Origin of the sequence: [Scytonema hofmanni] UTEX 2349, assembly GCF_000582685.1 — a bacterium.
Taxonomy (GTDB): domain Bacteria; phylum Cyanobacteriota; class Cyanobacteriia; order Cyanobacteriales; family Nostocaceae; genus Hassallia; species Hassallia hofmanni.
This window is the reverse complement of sequence record NZ_ALWD01000163.1, coordinates 135,514-153,337: the sequence shown is the minus strand read 5'-3', so window position 1 is coordinate 153,337 and position 17,824 is coordinate 135,514. Positions and strand designations below refer to the sequence as shown.

16 protein-coding genes and 1 pseudogene are annotated in these 17,824 nt (G+C 40.9%); 8 read left to right on the top strand and 9 right to left on the bottom strand.

Annotated features, from left to right (window positions below; genetic code table 11):
• The first annotated feature begins 1,433 nt into the window (after positions 1 to 1,433).
• From TOL9009_RS37595 to TOL9009_RS37590, 5 genes and pseudogenes are all read left to right on the top strand, one after another.
• Entirely contained in the window at positions 1,434 to 2,651 is a 1,218-nt protein-coding gene (locus TOL9009_RS37595; RefSeq protein WP_051502753.1) for a CHAT domain-containing protein, read from the top strand.
• On the top strand, positions 2,651 to 3,427 hold the full coding sequence (locus TOL9009_RS0102275) for a hypothetical protein (RefSeq protein ID WP_029630901.1): 777 nt from the start codon (positions 2,651 to 2,653) through the stop codon (positions 3,425 to 3,427). Before TOL9009_RS37595 ends, TOL9009_RS0102275 begins: the two co-directional genes overlap by 1 nt.
• Positions 3,424 to 5,298: a ligand-binding sensor domain-containing protein gene (locus tag TOL9009_RS0102270; RefSeq protein WP_029630899.1), complete on the top strand. Its 1,875-nt coding sequence runs from the start codon at positions 3,424 to 3,426 to the stop codon at positions 5,296 to 5,298. Before TOL9009_RS0102275 ends, TOL9009_RS0102270 begins: the two co-directional genes overlap by 4 nt.
• Positions 5,299 to 5,414: 116 nt before the next feature.
• Positions 5,415 to 5,678, top strand: a complete 264-nt coding sequence (locus TOL9009_RS0102265; RefSeq protein ID WP_029630897.1) for a hypothetical protein — start codon at positions 5,415 to 5,417, stop codon at positions 5,676 to 5,678.
• Positions 5,675 to 6,067: pseudogene (locus TOL9009_RS37590) on the top strand (type II toxin-antitoxin system VapC family toxin). The gene TOL9009_RS0102265 and the pseudogene TOL9009_RS37590 overlap by 4 nt, the downstream one beginning before the upstream one ends.
• A gap of 26 nt (positions 6,068 to 6,093) precedes the next feature.
• Here TOL9009_RS37590 and TOL9009_RS0102255 read toward each other — a convergent pair.
• Both TOL9009_RS0102255 and TOL9009_RS0102250 read right to left on the bottom strand, forming a co-directional pair.
• Positions 6,094 to 6,360 carry a type II toxin-antitoxin system RelE family toxin gene (locus tag TOL9009_RS0102255; RefSeq protein WP_029630895.1) on the bottom strand — a complete coding sequence of 89 codons (267 nt, stop codon included), beginning with the start codon at positions 6,358 to 6,360 and terminating at the stop codon, positions 6,094 to 6,096.
• Entirely contained in the window at positions 6,357 to 6,605 is a 249-nt protein-coding gene (locus tag TOL9009_RS0102250) for a hypothetical protein (RefSeq protein ID WP_029630893.1), read from the bottom strand. Before TOL9009_RS0102250 ends, TOL9009_RS0102255 begins: the two co-directional genes overlap by 4 nt.
• 209 nt (positions 6,606 to 6,814) lie before the next feature.
• On the opposite strand from TOL9009_RS0102250, the gene TOL9009_RS0102245 reads away from it, so the two are divergent.
• Together TOL9009_RS0102245 and TOL9009_RS0102240 are read left to right on the top strand one after the other, a co-directional pair.
• Positions 6,815 to 8,602: an Hsp70 family protein gene (locus tag TOL9009_RS0102245; protein WP_029630891.1), complete on the top strand. Its 1,788-nt coding sequence runs from the start codon at positions 6,815 to 6,817 to the stop codon at positions 8,600 to 8,602.
• 76 nt (positions 8,603 to 8,678) lie between these two features.
• Positions 8,679 to 9,983: a clostripain-related cysteine peptidase gene (locus TOL9009_RS0102240; RefSeq protein ID WP_029630889.1), complete on the top strand. Its 1,305-nt coding sequence runs from the start codon at positions 8,679 to 8,681 to the stop codon at positions 9,981 to 9,983.
• A 12-nt stretch (positions 9,984 to 9,995) separates the two neighbouring features.
• Here TOL9009_RS0102240 and TOL9009_RS0102235 read toward each other — a convergent pair whose 3' ends face one another.
• Both TOL9009_RS0102235 and TOL9009_RS0102230 read right to left on the bottom strand, forming a co-directional pair.
• The gene (locus tag TOL9009_RS0102235) at positions 9,996 to 10,433 is read right to left on the bottom strand and encodes an HNH endonuclease (protein ID WP_029630887.1); all 438 of its coding nucleotides are present in this window, start codon (positions 10,431 to 10,433) and stop codon (positions 9,996 to 9,998) included.
• Complete coding sequence (locus tag TOL9009_RS0102230) at positions 10,426 to 10,827, bottom strand: hypothetical protein (protein ID WP_029630885.1); 402 nt, start codon at positions 10,825 to 10,827, stop codon at positions 10,426 to 10,428. Before TOL9009_RS0102230 ends, TOL9009_RS0102235 begins: the two co-directional genes overlap by 8 nt.
• 96 nt (positions 10,828 to 10,923) lie before the next feature.
• Here TOL9009_RS0102230 and TOL9009_RS0102225 point away from each other — a divergent pair, with 96 nt between their 5' ends.
• Entirely contained in the window at positions 10,924 to 11,706 is a 783-nt protein-coding gene (locus TOL9009_RS0102225) for an HIRAN domain-containing protein (protein ID WP_038295755.1), read from the top strand.
• 48 nt (positions 11,707 to 11,754) lie between these two features.
• Here the strand turns inward: TOL9009_RS0102225 and TOL9009_RS44255 are convergent, their stop codons facing one another.
• The 5 genes from TOL9009_RS44255 to TOL9009_RS48710 are packed head-to-tail and all read right to left on the bottom strand — an operon-like array spanning position 11,755 to position 17,767.
• Entirely contained in the window at positions 11,755 to 13,404 is a 1,650-nt protein-coding gene (locus tag TOL9009_RS44255; RefSeq protein ID WP_051502752.1) for a hypothetical protein, read from the bottom strand.
• A 56-nt stretch (positions 13,405 to 13,460) separates the two neighbouring features.
• Positions 13,461 to 14,099, bottom strand: a complete 639-nt coding sequence (locus TOL9009_RS0102215; protein ID WP_029630880.1) for a Uma2 family endonuclease — start codon at positions 14,097 to 14,099, stop codon at positions 13,461 to 13,463.
• A complete protein-coding gene (locus TOL9009_RS0102210) occupies positions 14,090 to 15,292 on the bottom strand; it encodes a VWA domain-containing protein (RefSeq protein WP_029630878.1) in 1,203 nt (400 codons plus the stop codon). Before TOL9009_RS0102210 ends, TOL9009_RS0102215 begins: the two co-directional genes overlap by 10 nt.
• Positions 15,282 to 16,196, bottom strand: a complete 915-nt coding sequence (locus TOL9009_RS0102205; RefSeq protein WP_029630931.1) for an AAA family ATPase — start codon at positions 16,194 to 16,196, stop codon at positions 15,282 to 15,284. Before TOL9009_RS0102205 ends, TOL9009_RS0102210 begins: the two co-directional genes overlap by 11 nt.
• The gene (locus TOL9009_RS48710) at positions 16,184 to 17,767 is read right to left on the bottom strand and encodes a caspase family protein (RefSeq protein WP_072022074.1); all 1,584 of its coding nucleotides are present in this window, start codon (positions 17,765 to 17,767) and stop codon (positions 16,184 to 16,186) included. The genes TOL9009_RS0102205 and TOL9009_RS48710 overlap by 13 nt, the downstream gene beginning before the upstream one ends.
• Positions 17,768 to 17,824 lie beyond the last annotated feature (57 nt).

Here is a 17,824-nt window from a genome sequence, read left to right as displayed (position 1 = left end):
CCCGTCCCCCAACCAGATTTCATTCTCCGCATCCAAACAATCTGGAACGAAACAAACTCCACCTATAAATTCCAATACCAACTGAAAAGCTTCCGCTTTCCCTTAGTATTTCCTGGTAACAATATTTGTACATCAGATTCATTTTCTAGCAGTTGGATAGAACAGACGCGGGGATTGTTAGCAGCTACACTGGAAAATATATCTGGTAGTTTGCCCACTGAGGGAAAATCTCGTTTAATTTCCCTTGGTCAATACCTGTTTGGGCAAATCATCCCCATAGAACTGCAAAGCGAGTTTCGCAGTTTAATACCCCAAAATTCCACTTTTACACTTTTAATTGTCGCCGACCAAGAAGCTTGGATACCTTGGGAATTATTATATGATGGTCAAAGATTTTTGTGTGATCGCTTCATCATTGGTCGTTGGCTACAAGAATTAAACGACACTAGACCCTACGAATTTCCCGTAGGTGCGGTTAACGTCGCTCATTACGCCAACGTCGAACAACCTCAACTCTGGGCTACTCTCCTCGAAGCCCCTGGCGCACCTCTACCCCAGCCTTTACCAGCAGGTGTATTGCATGATTCCACTGAAGCTATACGGGGTCTGCATTTAATTCGCTACAGTCAATCCTCAGATGCAGCCAACCTTCGTAACGCTCCCGTAACCTTAGATAATATCAACGATACAGAAGACATAGAACTCCAAATGCGTCCCGCTAAACTAAACCTGCGGCGCAATCGTCCATTTGTCACCTTGAGTTACGTAAAAATCGATATACCAGAATTGACAGCATTAGAAAACACATGGGCATCCGCCTTTATCCGTGCTGGATGTAGCGGCTTCACTGGCTCACTCTGGGCTGTAGAACCAGCAGTAGAAGCTGCTTTTATTAGCTGCTTTTACAACCGTCTGTGGGCTGGCGCTTCCTTGGGCGAAGCTTTTTATACTAGCCGTCAGTTAGCCCGTGCAGCTGCACCTGATTCCCTCGACTGGCTAGCTTACGTTCTGTTTGGCGACCCAATGGCGCGTCCTTATCTACCAGTAGAAGGCAAAGGCTACGCAGTCGTTGAACCTATTGGTCGAGATATCGATGAACCAATGCCAGTAGGTGTACCGCTACGTTTTCGTCTCAGCGTTCGTCGTACTCCACCAGTATGGCACGAGGAACGAGTCATGCAAGTTGCGGAGAATTTAATGTTTGAAAATTTACAAGTTTATGTTAGGACTTTCGGATTACAGGTAACTCCGGATTCAACAATTACTATGAGTTTAGCTCCCACAGGAAATTATTTAGGTTGGTTTACTTTAGTTGCACCAGCAGAAATGGCAGGTAATTCGGCTTTAGTAGAAGTTTACTTTATGGATGGGTTACTCCCAATAGATAACCTAATTTTCTCACTCCATATTTCTAATGATAGAGGTGAACTAGCGTGAGTAAAGGTATTAGCACTTCTTTAGGTAAAAATGAGTTTTTTACCCTAAATCTCATTATTGAAAAAGAAGCTTACAGAATTAATGGTTTGCCTTTTGATAGAACAGCAACAAATGAAGAAATGTTGCATTTGACGAAAGATGTATTGCAGATTTTTCAGGAAATTGAACACAAAATTACAAATCAAGCTAGATTACATCTCAGTCTAGAAGATAAATTATTATTGACTCCAGAGGAATGCCAAAATTATTTAATAAAGTTAGCTAGATGTGGGCAAGACGCTTATAAACAATTTTTCTTTAATCAAGATGCTCAAGAAAAATTTTCAGAACTACGTTCTTATCCTGAAAATATGAAGTTTGCTCCTACGATTTTCTCTAACTATCTGCTTTTTCCCTGGGAAGTAATATATGAAGGAGATTATAAAAAAGGAGAATCAGAAATGTTTTGGGGATTTCATTATCCTATTTCTCGTTATTTACCTGTAAATCACACCCCTAAGAGACAATTTTTATTATCTCTCAATATGCTCTTTTGCTTGCATCATACACTGAGTTATGCCCATAAGCAGGAACAACCAGAAATAGAAAAAGTATTGATTAAAAATAATGGTAAATTATATTTATTAGAATTTTCTAGAAAGATCGGTAAGTTAGAAAATGGAGAAGATTTATTAGATCATTTTTACCAAAATCAGTATAATGTTCTTCATTTTGCGTGTCACTGTCGTCCTTGTAGGCAATATGAGGATGAGGTTGATGCCTTAATTATTTCATTTATTAATGAAAACAATAACAATCAACAAATTGAATTAGAAATAAAGCACTTTAATCGTGTTAATGGTAGTTTCCAGTGCCAACCTTTGATTTTTCTCAATGCTTGTCAGTCGGCAGGTGGTGTCGATGATTTGAGAAAAACATTCAATTTGCCGAATATATTTATAAAATATGGAGCGGCATCTGTAATTGCTACTGTCTGCCCAATGCCAGATGTATTTGCTGCGGCTTTTTCAAAGGTATTTTATAAATTTTTTATTGGCAAAAAAATGTTGATTGGTAAAGCATTATGTGAGACTAGACGGTTTTTTTTAGAAAAGTATAATAATCCTTTAGGGCTTGCTTATGGTCTGTACAGCCCTCATGATTATCAAATCGCTCAAACTCCTACTATGCAAGCCTTCGCTAAACAGACTCCCACCACAGTAGGTATGCACTAATGAGTAATGCATCTACCTCAGCAATTACCCAAGCAGAATTAGATAAGTTACTGACGCAGCTGCAACAACTGCGACAGGAAATTACTACTACGCGCGAAACAATTGCACCACTAGAAACAAATCTCGCAGCAGCTTACAACGAATTTCAGGCGGTAGTTGGTACATTACGTCGCCAGTCAATGCGCTTGCAAGCAGAAATTACCTCTCTTCGCAGCCAAATTCAATGTTTCACCCAGGATGAAGACGACGCCCAACAGCAGGATGTAGCAAACGATAATTTTCTCTACAAGGAGGAACAAACAACAGAATTTAGCCTCAAAGACCCAGAAGCGATTGATAAAGATATGCTACTGGAGCATATTTTTCGGTTACTAGATCCTGATGTCAACGCTGAGGATGCAGAGTTACTGGCGAATCTCCAGGGTTTATGCAGTGACGCTACTGCCAGTTTAGCTGATGTTTTAGAAGAATTACCTTGGGGAGTAGTTTGGATAACTCGTAACTCGCAAGAAAACTTGACACAGCAATACCAACGTCTGAAGATTTGGGAGGGAGCGTTAAACCGACAGCTACAAAATTTAAAGCAAGCAACAGAAGGTTTGTATAAAGATTTACGTTATGGACTTTGGCAGCAACAGCAAAAAAGTCAAGAACACTGGCATAATTTTCTTGATCAATGTATTGAACAGCAGCAAGACCAGAATTACGAATTACAAGCTGAGTTAGACAAACTAAAAGAGGAGTGGGGGCGTATTACCAGCACCAATACATTATGAGTAGTAAAGACTACCAACTTGATTTACCTGTACCAGTAGGGGGAGAAGATTTGCCCATCCCCGTTGCTGATACTGCACCGCAACAAGAACAACCTAGCGATAAAGCCTTTTTGGAATGGGGTAACTTAGTTAGTCAGCGTCATGTCCGTCACTTAGCTTTTGACCCAACACAAGGAAATTTATGGTTGGCGACCGGGGGAGGGATACTGCACTGGAAGCTGGAATTAAACCGATTTGTTAGATATGCCAGCGAACATGGTTTGCCAGGTAACTCAGTGTTAGCAGTTACCGTAGATAGTATGGGTCAAGTTTGGGCTGCTCACGAACAATTTGGAATTTATTATCTAAAAAATGATACTTGGCGACCTTACCGCATCCTGGGCGAGGTAAAGGTAAGTTGTTTGACCTTGGACTATACTGGTAAACTTTGGGCTGGAACTGCTAGCGGTATTTATGCTATCAACACTCCAGACCGCAAACCCGCTATCGAATTACCCCCTGCTGGTTTTCCTCCGAGAGCAATGTCTATTGTTGACGAAAATGATATTTGGCTGTGCAATGCTCAAGGCGTTTATAATTACAAAAATGCTAGTTGGATGCGTACCAGCGACAGCGTACAGCCGGATGTTCTCACACTAGCTCGTCAAGGTGAAAACCTGTGGTTAGGCACTCTTCGCGGACTGGTACGCATTGACTTAACGACGAACAAATCGCACCAAATTGATACTACATATCCTGGTGAAGTTACTGCCCTAGCTCCCCATCCGCAAGGAGTTTGGGCGGCCTGTGGCGGACAGGTGGGTTTAGCAACACAAACTGGTTGGACACCCTTGACAGAAAAGCGATTTAATGCACCTATTACCAGCTTGCTAGCAGGTAGAAACGATCAAGTATGGATTGGTACTCATGATGGACTCTTACGCGGAGAGAAAAAACAAATATTTTTGCACTTAACGGACAATCCCCCTGATGTCATTGGGTTAGCTTCCCGCGAAAAATCTCCACCCACTTTCAGCAGTTTAGTGCAAGCGCTGTCAGTACAGCAATTTGCAGACCGTTCTATTTTATGGATTGGGACGGCACTAGGTTTATTTCGATATGACTTATTTACCGAAAGTTGGCGACGCTATGGACAACTTGCTAGCCAAGATATCCGCGCTATCATCACCAGCCAAGACCAAGAAACTGTTTGGGTTGCGAGTTGGAGTAGTGGTTTACATGGCTTAAAACAGCAGAATGAGCTACAAACCGCGCCCAATATTTCTGAACCAATTTTAACCCTAACTGCTGCTGGAAGCGATCGCTACTGGGCAATTGGGTTAGATGGTCTTTATCACTACAAAGATTCAGCTTGGGTACAAGTAATTTCTAACACAGAACTGCCTGTGAGGGGATGGCTGCAAGCAATTGCCCAAGCTGTCACAGACCATGTTTGGCTGGGTACTTCGGCAGGATTGTTGTTATATAAAACTGATACAAAACGACTGACTCCAATTACTGGTAATTTAGGTAGTGCAGATGTGCGATCAGTCTTGGCAATTAATCAAGATGGCTTGGAACTGCTGTTTGTGGGAACAAATCAGGGATTATACGTGGGTAATTTGGATAAATGGGAATATGTATCTAAACTTGAAAATCGCCAAATAACAGCTTTGGTATGCGATGACCAAAATTTATGGGTGGGAACAGATAGGGGATTATTTTGCTTGCGATGTCAGGATAATAGTTGGCAAGTGGTAAATGAGTTTAATATTCACAATAGCGGTTTGGGAGAAAATCGGGTAATTGCGATCGCTATTAGTGCGGGTGATTCTGGGGAAGCTCGATTATGGGTTGGTACGGCTTGTGGTTTGAGTTGTTATAGCTATTAACGACCTTTCAAAAGTGAGGTAGATAAAATAGAAATATCCCATAAAATAACGATGTTATTGAGTTAAAACTGTCGATTGTATAAAATTACGAATATAAATCAGGAGAATTACTTGATATGGTTAATAAGGAATTACTAATTCAAGAAATAGAGTCTTTACCTTCAGAATTATTAAATGAAGCATTCGATTTTATTCGCTTCATTAAAATTAGCCATGCTAAACGACAAATCACAGATGATGCTAACTCAAGTTTAAAAGCTCAGATAAACGCTCAAGAACAAGCAGAAAAAACTCTTTATCGACTACATAATACCCAGCCATATCATTATCAAAACCCAACAGAACCTGTTGCTTTGGAAGATTGGGAATTTTTGCAGTGATTGTAATTGATACACATATTTGGGTGTGGTGGGTTCAGAACGATACAGCACGTCTGACGGTAAAATATCAGCAATGGCTACAAGAAAACGAGACTAATGGCATTGGTGTTAGTATCGTTTCTTGCTGGTAAGTAGCGAAATTAGTCGAAAAAGGGAGACTGACTTTACCTTTAGCGATCGCAGAATGGTTAGAAATTGCTTTGGCTTATCCTGGTGTCAGATTATTAGATTTATCTTTGCCAATAGTTGTTGATTCAACACAGTTAGCGGGATTTCACAGCGACCCTTTTGACCAGATAATTGTGGCTACGGCTAGATTTTATGATTCTGCTTTGCTGACTGCTGATGCGAAAATTCTGGCTTATTCGGGGGTAAAGACACTAAAGTAACAATACAAACCACAATTTATTATCAACTAACCTTTTTTCTTATAAACATCTTTGCGATGCTTGCACTGTAAAATTTGTACGAGTTGACTTTCATCATCAACCTCGTAACGAACCCTATAATCACCAGCACGAATGCGATATTCGTTATCCGAACCTTTTAATTTGACAACTCCATCAGGACGAGGTTCCAAAGCCAAATTTTGAATTTTTTCAAGCACGCGATCAATAACATCATTTGGCAAATTATCAATTTGCTTTTGTACCGACTTGGAAATAACAACCGTGTAACTCATGATGCTGGGTTTGAACGGCGAGTAAGATATTCATCCATAGTCATAGATTCACCAAGTGAATACTCAGCGCGAACAGCTTGAATTTCTTCCTGTGTCTCGGCATCGTCTTCGTGTAGTGCTTCTTCAGCTTCAAAAATTTGTTGTTCAATCATTTCTTGAAGTTGGCGTTTTTCTTCTAAATCCAGGGAAGAAATTGCTTCTGCTAAGGCTTCTAAGGAGAGTTGGAGTTGAACTATAGCTGGCATTTTTCTCCTACACAGGTGTGTTGTTTTCGCATTCTGACACCATTATGCTGATTTTACCATTTATATTTTTGTGAGATGTAAACTTATTTTGTTTGGATCGTGTTTACTTATACACACAGCAATTAAAGTCAACTAGAAATAAAATGATTCTCTGTCAAATTTACTAGGTATTATTAATACAAGCGAAAATTCCAACAAAAGGTTAGCCGATGAGCGAAGTAGATATCCTGGGGATTGATTTAGGGACAACCAATTCAGCGATCGCAATTTGGGAACCAGACACAGGACAGGCGAGAGTTTTGTCCAACTCAGAAGGCGATCGCCTCACTCCCTCTGTTGTGATGTTCGATACCGAAACAAATCAACCTATTGTTGGGAAATCAGCTTTGGGTTTCATCACCAGTCATCCTAGTCAAGTCATCTACTCCGTAAAACGCTTTATGGGCTGTACCTTTCGTGACGAACGAGTACGCATCGACCAAACCCAAGTTACTTATACTATTGCAGAAATGCAACAGAGCAAAGTTGCTGTTCGTATTGGTGAAGGAATTTTTACACCTCCACAGATTTCTGCCGAAGTACTGCGTAAGCTGAAAGAAGATGCTGAGGCAACTTTGGGTAAAACAATCTCCCAAGCTGTCATTACTGTTCCAGCTTACTTTAGCGAGTCTCAGCGTCAGGCTACGAAAGAAGCTGGAGAATTAGCTGGGTTACGGGTTCGTCGAATAATTAATGAACCAACGGCTGCGGCTTTAGCGTTTGGCTTGGGTACAGAACCCCAAACAGTCGCGGTTTATGACTTGGGTGGTGGTACATTTGATATTTCAATTCTGAGAATTGAACATGGTTTGTTTCGGGTAAAGGCTACTAGCGGCGATACTCATTTAGGTGGGGATGATTTAGATTTAGCAATTATGAGTTGGATGAAGAAAGCGTTCAAGCAGCAGCATGATGTAGATTTACCTATTGCAGAAGATAATAGCTTGCGTTCCCAATTCAGAAAAACAGCAGAAATTGCCAAAATTGCCCTGACTCAAGCCACAGAGTATCAAATTAGTATTCCAAATCTTTTTGCTGTAGAAAAACAGTATTTGGGGCTAAAAGCAACATTAACTCGTATTGAGTTAGAAAAACTTGTGCAACCTTTTATCAACCGCACTTTAGATATCTGCGATGCAACTTTGAAAGAAGCAAAGTTACAAGCCAAAGATATTGACCAAGTGTTATTAGTTGGTGGACAAACCAGACTACCCGCTATCAAGGAAGCATTGCGCGATCGCTACGGTTGGACAATCAACGACTCTGTAAATCCAGATGAAGCCGTCGCTAGAGGTGCGGCGGTTCAGGGGGCAAGATTATGCGGTTATCTTCGGGAGGAGGTGAAACTCTGGGATATAACGCCCTTGTCTTTGGGAATTGAATTGGCTAACAGCAAGATGGATGCGATTATTCGTGCTAATGAACCGATACCAGTTACCAAGTGGCGCAAGGGTTCCCAAGCTTTTACTACTCAGCGTGACGGACAAGAAAGTATCCGCTTCCGCATTTATCAAGGTGAACGACCGATTGCAGGGGACAATGAATTTATTGGTGAAGTGGTTCTTAACCTAGCAACTACTCGTCCGGCTGGGGAAGTTCGGGTTAATTGTATGTTCAAAGTTGACCACGATGGTATTCTCCATGTATTAGCAGAAGATATCACCACCGATGGACAACCTGTAGAGAAGACATTTGACCGCTTTTATCGCTTGACTCAAAAAGAGGTAGACCAGAAACTTGAAGAAGCGAAAGTGCATGAAAATGAAGACGCTGTTACCAATCGAATTTTTCAGTTAGAAGAAGAAATAATCCGACTCCAACGTGTGATTAATCAAGATAAAACATCTGACAATCTACTGTTAGAAACTTTAGAAAACTTCAAAGTAGCTATTAATAGCCGCGACGTTAACCAAGCAGAGGAACTACTTACCGAACTCAAAAGCAAAATCATCAACTAATAGTTTGTGGAATTTGCGGTAATCGCAGTGATAGATTTGTATAAAAAGAAGAACTTTAAATGCAGAATGTTGAAACATGACTCAAAATAATCGTCGCTGGACTATGATGGTCTACATGGCCGGCGACAACGGCAAAGTTTTCGAGCAACTTCAAGGTAAACGCCTGATGGCTCCGATGGAGGCGCAAGGTTATCAAGACATTGCAGAAATGGAAGTTGTCGGGTCTACTCCAGATGTGGCTGTTTTGGTGCAGTTTGATACTCTATCTGACCGCGAACACACATATCGCATATATATTCGCCCTTCAGAAGAACCCAGACAAATTGAGAATATCCCAGAGCAGAATATGGGAGATCCTCGCGCCTTACGGGACTTTATTGTTTGGGGAATTGAAAATTATCCCGCAGAAAACTACGCGGTGATTTTGTGGAATCACGGTACTGGCTGGAAAGAAGATGATATTTATGCTTTTGCGCGATCGCGTGGTGTTGAAATTCAGGCAAGTCAGGATGAAGTGCGATCGCTTACCCGAAATAATCGAAGATTGTCTCGTGCTTTTTTCCTTTCCTCAATTACGGAAGTGCTGCAACTAGATGATGAAGATTCACGAGCGATCGCTTTTGATGATTCGTCTTTAGATTTCCTAGATAATGCCAAACTTCAGCAGGCTTTTCAGGAAGCAGAAGCCATTACGGGTAAAAAAGTTAGCTTAATTGGCATGGATGCCTGTTTAATGGGCATGGTGGAAGTGGCGTACCAACTGCGAACAAATGCTAGTTATATGGTTGCATCCCAAGAGGTAGAACCCCTAACAGGTTATCCCTATACAGCAATTTTGCAGAATTTAACCGCCCATCCAGAAATGACATCGGAAGTATTGGCAAAGTTAATTGTACAGGAGTACGGGCGTTACTATGAGGGAGAATCGCGGGGCAGTGTCACTCAAGTTACCCAATCAGCGACTAATTTGAGAGTAGTTGAGAAACTAGCTGAGGTGTTAGAAAGATTAGCGGCTGTTTTGCGTCAATTGATTGCGGAGTCCGATATTTATACTGAGAATGCCCTATTTCATGCTCAACGTAAGGCAGTGCGTTTTGATGATAAGGATTTTGTAGATTTATATGACTTTTTGAAGGTGTTACGGGATAAATATGCTGGTGATAGTGATGAATTGACCAAGGTGATTGATGAAGTAATGGATTTGATGATTATTGAAGTGGAACCGCAGTTAATTTTAGCAAATGTTACTTCAGGGGTGAGATTTGAACGTGTGAAAGGGCTATCGATTTATTCGCCAGTGAGAGGTTATTCTCAGTTTTATGAGCGATCGCAGTTTGCTAGTTGTGGCTGGGGAGAGTTTTTGCAGTTGCTGAACAAATAGTCAAAATTGTTATCAATCATTAATATTCCCTGGAGGATGTTCCCCCATTGCGTATAAGACTCGGCGCAAATTCACAACTCCTTCTCGATTCAACTGTAGGGTTTCTACCGTAGCTCTCCCTGTTGGAGTCAAACCAATAACTAATGTAAAATCATTATTCCATGCAAAATTATCATTCCATAATTGTTTACGTGGGTGATACAAAGGTACAGTTTCACCAGTTACTGGGTCACTACCTTGGACTTTATTATATTTGTGATTGTTGCAACCCTGACAAGAAAGAGCCAAATTATCTAGATTTGTTTCTCCACCTTGACTCTTGGAAATAATATGCTCGGCAGAAAAAGCTTGAATAGCAAAGCGTTCTTGGCTTCTACAATATTCGCAACATCCATTAGCTCGCTTAACCACAGACTTTTTTTGCTGCGCTGTCACTCTATTTTCAGACATGGTTTGTTGCGTGAATACCTAAGTTTTCCATTAAAGCAGTTAGTGAAATCCCACGCAAACGTGATAATTCTGCTAAATTTTCTATACGCTGTGCTTGAATTTTTTCTATTCCCTCAGTTAATTGCAATAATTGTTGATGCTCATCCTCTGTAAGAATTTCATCATCTCGTTTAGCAATCAATTCTTTGTAATCTCTCTGAATATTTCCAGGAATGCCTTGATTTATTTTGAGTAATAATTCCGCTTCTGCTTGCGGTAGTCTAGTAGCTTTACGTTGCGCTTGTAAAACAATAACTTGCGATACAAATTGTTCTAATTCAGACAAGTTTAATTGCTCAACTGCTTTGAGCAACTCTTCTGAAGATAATTGTACTTCAACTTTGACCATTGACATTATCTGCCTCTTGCCTGCTAATTTATTAGTAATTTTATCCGAAAATGAAAACAGAATCTACCTCACAAAAAACCAAACACCAAGGGGAACATTACTTTGAAAACAGCAAAAACGAAAACGAAAACATTATTTTTAGCTTGGCAAGACCCTATTAGTCGCTTTTGGTTCCCCATTGGTCGGTTAACATTTGACCAAGGTATCTATCAATTTGTCTATACCCAAGGTGTAAAAGAGGCTGAAGAAAAATCTGCTTTTAAACCTTTGTCTTCGTTTCCACGCTTAGACGAGATTTATACATCAACTCAGTTATTTCCAGTATTTGCTAATCGGTTGATGTCGCGATCGCGTCCCGATTATTCAAGTTTTATTGAATGGCTCAATATTCCGAATGATGAAAATGACCCAATTACAATTTTAGCCCGCAGTGGTGGCGAACGAGAAACAGATACACTCGCTGTTTTTCCTTGTCCAGAAGTTGATGAACAAGGACAGTACCATCTTTACTTTTTCTCGCATGGGCTGCGACATCTGCCAAGCAGTGCCATTGAGCGGATTAATCAGCTTGAATTTGGGGAAAAGTTATGGCTAGCTCACGAATTTCAAAATCCCTACGATTCTCAGGCTTTAATTTTAAACACAAGAGACCATTATATTGTTGGTTATTGTCCGCGATATTTGCTGGCAGAAATTTTTGAGTTGCTTCGACACAATTCTAACTTAGAGGTGCAGGTAGAGCGTGTAAATCAACCTCCAACACCGCTCCAATTTCGCTTGTTGTGTAAAATGAGTGTCGATGCGATCGATGATTTTCGCCCCTTCTCAAGTCGTCAGTATCAGCCCCTCATTGCAGAGATAGCAACTGCAATAAAATCTACTTGAAAGGTAGTAAGGCTATAATTAGAATACCCTTTTAACTGCTAATTTTAACTAGATTTCTCTAAGTCGAGGGTCATCTTTGCCAGTGTGTAACCAGTAAATTGGTGCAAATATTCCAAAAGGTTTCCATGCTTTTGGTTCTGCAATTATAGCATTAATGCCCCGTTCTGTTCTGGATACTAATTTTACATTTGCTTGAGGAGGATTACCCACTATACCAAAAGCTGAACAAGCAAAGTATGCTGTCGAGCAACCCCAATCCTTATTCCATTTCTGAAAAGCAGCCCTTGTTTTGGGAAACCTTGTAGATAGAAAATTTTCTAAATTATCTCGGTGAATCCAAATTTCTGGTTGCTCAAATTTGGAGAAGACAATAGCTATCCGAAATCTGCTCAAATCTCTTTGGGCATAAGACATACGCTCTGCTAGTTCATAGCACAATCTCCTAAATGCTCTAGCATATTTAATATCTCTTGTGGAGTTTGCATCTATTAAAAATAGTAGAGCATTTGCTGTTGCACAATCTTCCAAATATTCATCAACAGTATTATCTTTAGTTTCTTCCATTAAGTTTTGAATCAACTCTCCAGGATATTCTCGAAAAGAAGCTTGTAGTCTAATACTACGTCCTGTAATAGCAGCAAGGGGATGTGTTCTTAAACTGGGTTTTAGCTGAATGATTAAACTGTAAAGTGGTAACATATTCACATCTTGCTCTACTCGACTTGCTGGAAAAGATATGCCATTTTCCAATATATCTTCTGCCAAACGAATTAATATAGCCGCATCATCAGCAAAAGGATCAACTGATTCAATTGGACTATTAGAATTTAGATTAGGACAATAAGCCAAAGCTGCCATGAAGGAAGTCTTGCCAGAGGCTAAATCACCAATAATTCTCATATCAGAAAAACCAGGTAAATCGATGGGTCGCTTTAAAGCATTTCTATTCCTACTCTCCTGGAACCATGAAACCTTCTGCTGTAAGGTATTATCCCTGTCTTGCTCAGATGTTTTTTGCTTTTCAATATTTCCTTCAGCAATCTCTACCAAAGAATCATTGTGAAGCAACTTATCGAATTGAATATTCGCATCATCTAAATCACCACGAGCAAAACTCCCCATTCCCCGACTGTAAACCAACAAAGGCTCAAAACCAGCTTCTACTAATGGTTCTGCTAAAGTTTCTACCAACGAAGCCAACCTCAAAACCTCCCCCATATCCTCCTGCTGCACTATCTCACTCAATCTCTGTGCCAACTCCCGCGCTGCCTCACTAGGTTTCGTATAAGCCAACGCTGTCCACTCCTGAGCTTCCCGTAAATCCCTTGTATCTGCGTCATCATCAGTCAGTCGCTGCGCTACATAATCCAGCAAAAACTCCCCTAATTCATCAAATCTTTTCTGTCCAAACTGCTCCTTCAATTCCCGCAACAACAAATTTCGGTCAGCAATATCCATCTCATACATCTCATAACCCACTTGCCGACACAACCGCGACAGCAACACATGAGCTACCGCCGTCCAAGGGGCTTCGGGGACAAAGTTTGCCCAAATTTGGTAAAGTAAATCGGGTGTAAGTACCAAAGGAAATGCCGCATGACGAGCCAAGTTGCGGTGTGCTTCCCCAAACTGCTGGGCAAACCCTTCAACCCTTCTTTGGGCGATTCGTATTTCCCGCTCCTTGTTTGTGGTAGGCATCAAATAACCTCAACTGACTGCCATTGCAAATAAATCATTCCAAATAAAAGGCACAATTAAATATTATCCCGCAGCCAATTTCTAAACGCTTGAATTGCTTGGCTGCTACCAACAACTTGACTTTGCTGGACATATTGATTTACTAGCTCAATTATCGGAATATCTGGAAAAGTAGGACTAAAATTTGACTCTACATATTTTCCACCTTGTAAGACGTTAATTTGTAAGCCTTGTTTTCCATATCGCCAAAGTTCTGGTACTCCCAAAATTTGGTAATTATCTAATTGCGTGCGAGAAGTTAAATCAATTTCTATGGCTAAGTCTGGGGGTGGGTCTACACTTAAATTTATGCGATTTTTACCAATAACTGCCACTTGATTTTGAATGTAAAAACAAGTATCCGGTTCTACTCCCTGACTCATTTTTTCGTTTTTTAGGGTGGTTGAACCTAAAGCATCATAATTGATACTTAGTTCATTCAATAAAATTTTTACCATATCGCCAATAATTTCTTTGGCTTTTTCATGTTCGGGTAAGGGAACCATAATTTCTAAAAAACCATGACTATAGGAAATTCTGGCAGCGCGATGTTCTCCTAATTCCGCCAAAATATTTTCAAATTGCTGCCAGCTAACGTCCTCAAGTAGCAGTTGCTGTCCCGGTTGAATCCTCAATTGTCTTAACTCTAATAGCATAAAGATTCATCCAACTCTTTTACTACAATATATCGACCCCGCAAGACACTAATTGCCGCATTCATCCCCTGTGGACTCATTTCAAACATCGGCACAAAACGGGCAATTTCCCCAGCAGTTGTTTGTCGCCAGCATTCACTCGGCATCGGATTGAGCCAAGCATAATAACGCACCGACTGCTGTAACTGCTTAATCCACGCCTTAGTATTATCAACCCGTTCTTGGTCAAAATTCCCCCGTGCTGCGCCAGCATCGCTAATAATTAATACTGCCGCTCGTTCGCCAATTTCCCCTAACACTTCAGAAACAGCTTTGGCATCAAGCATCGCCGGATGACGGTATAAGTATTCATCCGGGTAGTCGTGAAAATAAAATACATTGGTTGTTCTCAATCTTCCTCCCCGTTGTGCCGTTTCCACCAACTGCCGCGATAAATCGTGAAACGGCACCATCGAGCCTTCCTGGTCAATTAGTAGCACCAAATCAGTACGATTTGTACGCGGTGGCATCAGTACAGGTTGGAGTAAAGTACCCTCACGCCCAATTTTTGCTACCGTCGCCTCAATATCTAACTCTGTGGCTACTCCTTGGCGCACTGGACGACGCAGATAACGCCAGCATTGCTTCATTTGTCGCTTGGTAACAGGAAAATATTCTGTCAAAAGCATATAGCGGGGGCGTTTCATCTCCTTATCCCCGCGACTACTCCGCACAGCTTGGACAGCTTGGACTGGTTCTGGGGTGATAGTGGGAGTTGTCTCTAAATCAAGCAAAGATTCTTCTGGTTGAAATGGTTCAGGTGTTGCTGCTTCAGTCAAAGAAGTTTCTGGTGTAGTTCCAAAAAAACGTTTGAAAGAATTCTTAAAAAAATCTTTTGAAAAATCAATCAATGCTTTTAAAGCATTAATTTCCGGTTTTTCTGGTATTGGTGGTTGCAGTTGTGTATGACTTGGAGAATATAACTCGAATTGCTTCCACATCTGCTCAAATAACCGACGAATCAGGCGATTGTCTTCCTCAGACTTTGCCCATAACATACAGCAAAGCTGCTCTAATTCTTCACGATTGCTAATTCCAAAACCTGCTTCTAAACTACGTACAACCACCAGATATTCTTCAACCCCCAACGGCAAACCATGCCGTTGTCGCAAGCTGTTAAAAATATCCAACAGTGGTAGTTCTTCAAGCTTCATATTTTAAATACCGCAGATGATCTTCCCATTTCTTCAACAGAACTTCTGGAAAAGGTATTTCTCCCTCTAACTGCTTTAAAACCTCATCTTCAGGAAATTGCCGCAACACTGCAAACCAATCTAGCAACTCACTGGTGCTAACTTTTTTACCTGCTTTACCCTTCTCCATTTTCTGCCGCAATTCGCTAAAACGCTTCACCGCAGCTTCCACCAAATCAGAGGAAGATTCCAAAAAGTGTGACTTGACAATATTAGCTAACTGTGGATAAGGAAACTGAATATAATAAAACAGACAACGCCGCAGGAAAGCATCAGGTAAATCCTTTTCATCGTTGCTGGTAACGATGACAATGGGAGGGTAATTTGCTTTTACTTCTTCTCCCTTTTCTTCAATCGTAAACCTCTGTTCATCTAACTCTCGCAACAAATCATTGGGGAAGTCAATATCAGCTTTATCAATTTCATCAATCAGCACTACAGTGCGTTGTTCATTTTTAAACGCACGTCCCAAAGGCCCCAGTTTGATGTAATTGTCTAAATTCTCGACTTTGGAATTGCTAGCTTCTCCCATGCGAGCAAGTTGAGCATCATGTAAACGACCAACAGCGTCGTAAGTGTAGAGTCCATCCCTAGCTCTGGTTGTAGACTTAATATACCAAGTTTCGTAGGGTAAACCCAACTCGTAAGCTACCGCCTGCGCTAAAGTGGTTTTACCGCATCCCGGTTCACCTTTGAGCAACAAGGGGCGTTTTTCTAAGAAAATGGCAAGGTTAACTGCTTTAATAAGTTCTGAAGATGGCAAGTAAGGAGAAAGCCCATACTTTTGGCACTCCTGGGGTGAAATTGGCTTGCCTGCATAAGATTGCTTACCATTGGCGGTGAGTACACTTGCTAAATCAGCCATTTTGCCAAGCCTCCTTCCCAACTATGACCGCAGTGGCAGCAAATTTCTTCATAAACAAACTCAGGAATCCCGTTTTCTGACTTTTCAAACAATATTTGGGAAGTTAAATCAACATGCATTTGTAGTTTTGGTATTGTCACTACCCTATCAATTAACTCATCCAAGACATCTAGTGTAAATGGGCTGATGGGTGGTAAATGAAGGGGCATGAGAGGATAGCTTGGTTCATCATATTTCTGTGCTAGCAAAATATCCGATTTGCAAACGCTGCCATTATTATCTACCAGAAACATTAACAGGTGTGTATTCCTGTGTCTTGATGGGCAATGTTCTTCTACCCTAGCTACAAGCGGTTCCCAAAATTCCTGAAGCCACCCAGATAATACCCTTGGTTGCATATCGTTTACCCTGTCGAAAATAAAAATTACATCTTGGGTTAATAGGCGATCGCACACTCGTTCTATAATTTGATGTGATTGGGCATCTTTGGGTAAACCAAACCAGGAAGTAAGTTGTTGCCATAAATAAGGGAGACGACCACCTACAGCCCTTTGTCCGACATCAACTTTAATAGGTGATATATTTTTCCACTCGCGTTTGAGGTGAGATAAACGAGTTACCAAAAGTTGCTGTCCGCAATATTGCTCCCCGTGAATCAAAAAAGCTGCTGTTTGGTGCTTCTGTATAACTTCTTTGACCACAGGTACTTGGTGTTTGAAGTCAGCATTGAGTATTTCGTGAAAAAGTAACCGAAATTGGATGTTGACAGCATCCTCATTTTGCGATTCTGATCCGGGTTTTGCTTTTCCTTGCACCAGCTTAATAGCTTCCCCGTGGTTGCTAATCAGTGGGGTTTGGGGAATTTTTGCTAAATCGTAGTATTTTTGTAGGCTCTGCTCGACGGAAACCGCAAGCGTCCGATTTGTAATCCAATCATCTTCTGGGACTTGATGTGGGTTAAGTCCTGCTAAAATCGCACCTGTTAGTACCCCATGTTTCCCATCTAACTGCTGATAAGCTACTTCATAGTCACGGGATGCAGCAATTAACATGCGATCGCATCCTGAACTTTGTCTTCCCAGTTCCGTATCTTTAAAATTGAGCAATTCTCCAGCAAAGCAGCAATCTAACCAAATAATCTGTTGTTTGACTTGGCTTTGCTGCAATATATCCCATAAATCTCGTAGCGAAAAACCCCATATTTTACCTGGATTAACATCGCTGGCTGCTAAAAAACCCTGTGTTAAATTTTGCCTTAACTGCTTCCGCAGTCCATGTCCAGCGAAAAATAGTAATGCTGTTTCTGGGGGTTTTCCTGTTTCTGGGAGGAGTAGATCGAGGATTGCTTTTTCTAATTCTTCGGTTTTGAAGGATTTATCTGGGTCAACTTGCGATTTACCATTGATGATGCTAGCTGGAAAGCGTTTGACTCGGAAGTTGTTTTGGGCTTCTAGAAGTTTGGCGATCGCTTCTGCGTCATATGCGGGGGTAGTGAGATGCTTATTATTACCCATTGAATCTTTAAGGAAGAGGTATTTGTTGATTCCTACGACTAAAGCATCTCGGCTCATATTGGGCTAATTTATCCACATCATTTATATTACTTAATTAAAGTGTAAAAACTTACT

What these genes read in the sequence shown, in the direction of transcription:
- TOL9009_RS0102275 (WP_029630901.1), top strand. Translation starts at nt 2,651, where the DNA reads ATGAGTAATGCATCTACCTCAGCAATTACCCAAGCAGAATTAGATAAG.
- TOL9009_RS0102270 (WP_029630899.1), top strand. Translation starts at nt 3,424, where the DNA reads ATGAGTAGTAAAGACTACCAACTTGATTTACCTGTACCAGTAGGGGGA.
- TOL9009_RS0102265 (WP_029630897.1), top strand. Translation starts at nt 5,415, where the DNA reads ATGGTTAATAAGGAATTACTAATTCAAGAAATAGAGTCTTTACCTTCA.
- TOL9009_RS0102255 (WP_029630895.1), bottom strand. Translation starts at nt 6,360, where the DNA reads ATGAGTTACACGGTTGTTATTTCCAAGTCGGTACAAAAGCAAATTGAT.
- TOL9009_RS0102250 (WP_029630893.1), bottom strand. Translation starts at nt 6,605, where the DNA reads ATGCCAGCTATAGTTCAACTCCAACTCTCCTTAGAAGCCTTAGCAGAA.
- TOL9009_RS0102245 (WP_029630891.1), top strand. Translation starts at nt 6,815, where the DNA reads ATGAGCGAAGTAGATATCCTGGGGATTGATTTAGGGACAACCAATTCA.
- TOL9009_RS0102240 (WP_029630889.1), top strand. Translation starts at nt 8,679, where the DNA reads ATGACTCAAAATAATCGTCGCTGGACTATGATGGTCTACATGGCCGGC.
- TOL9009_RS0102235 (WP_029630887.1), bottom strand. Translation starts at nt 10,433, where the DNA reads ATGTCTGAAAATAGAGTGACAGCGCAGCAAAAAAAGTCTGTGGTTAAG.
- TOL9009_RS0102230 (WP_029630885.1), bottom strand. Translation starts at nt 10,827, where the DNA reads ATGTCAATGGTCAAAGTTGAAGTACAATTATCTTCAGAAGAGTTGCTC.
- TOL9009_RS44255 (WP_051502752.1), bottom strand. Translation starts at nt 13,404, where the DNA reads ATGCCTACCACAAACAAGGAGCGGGAAATACGAATCGCCCAAAGAAGG.
- TOL9009_RS0102215 (WP_029630880.1), bottom strand. Translation starts at nt 14,099, where the DNA reads ATGCTATTAGAGTTAAGACAATTGAGGATTCAACCGGGACAGCAACTG.
- TOL9009_RS0102210 (WP_029630878.1), bottom strand. Translation starts at nt 15,292, where the DNA reads ATGAAGCTTGAAGAACTACCACTGTTGGATATTTTTAACAGCTTGCGA.
- TOL9009_RS0102205 (WP_029630931.1), bottom strand. Translation starts at nt 16,196, where the DNA reads ATGGCTGATTTAGCAAGTGTACTCACCGCCAATGGTAAGCAATCTTAT.
- TOL9009_RS48710 (WP_072022074.1), bottom strand. Translation starts at nt 17,767, where the DNA reads ATGAGCCGAGATGCTTTAGTCGTAGGAATCAACAAATACCTCTTCCTT.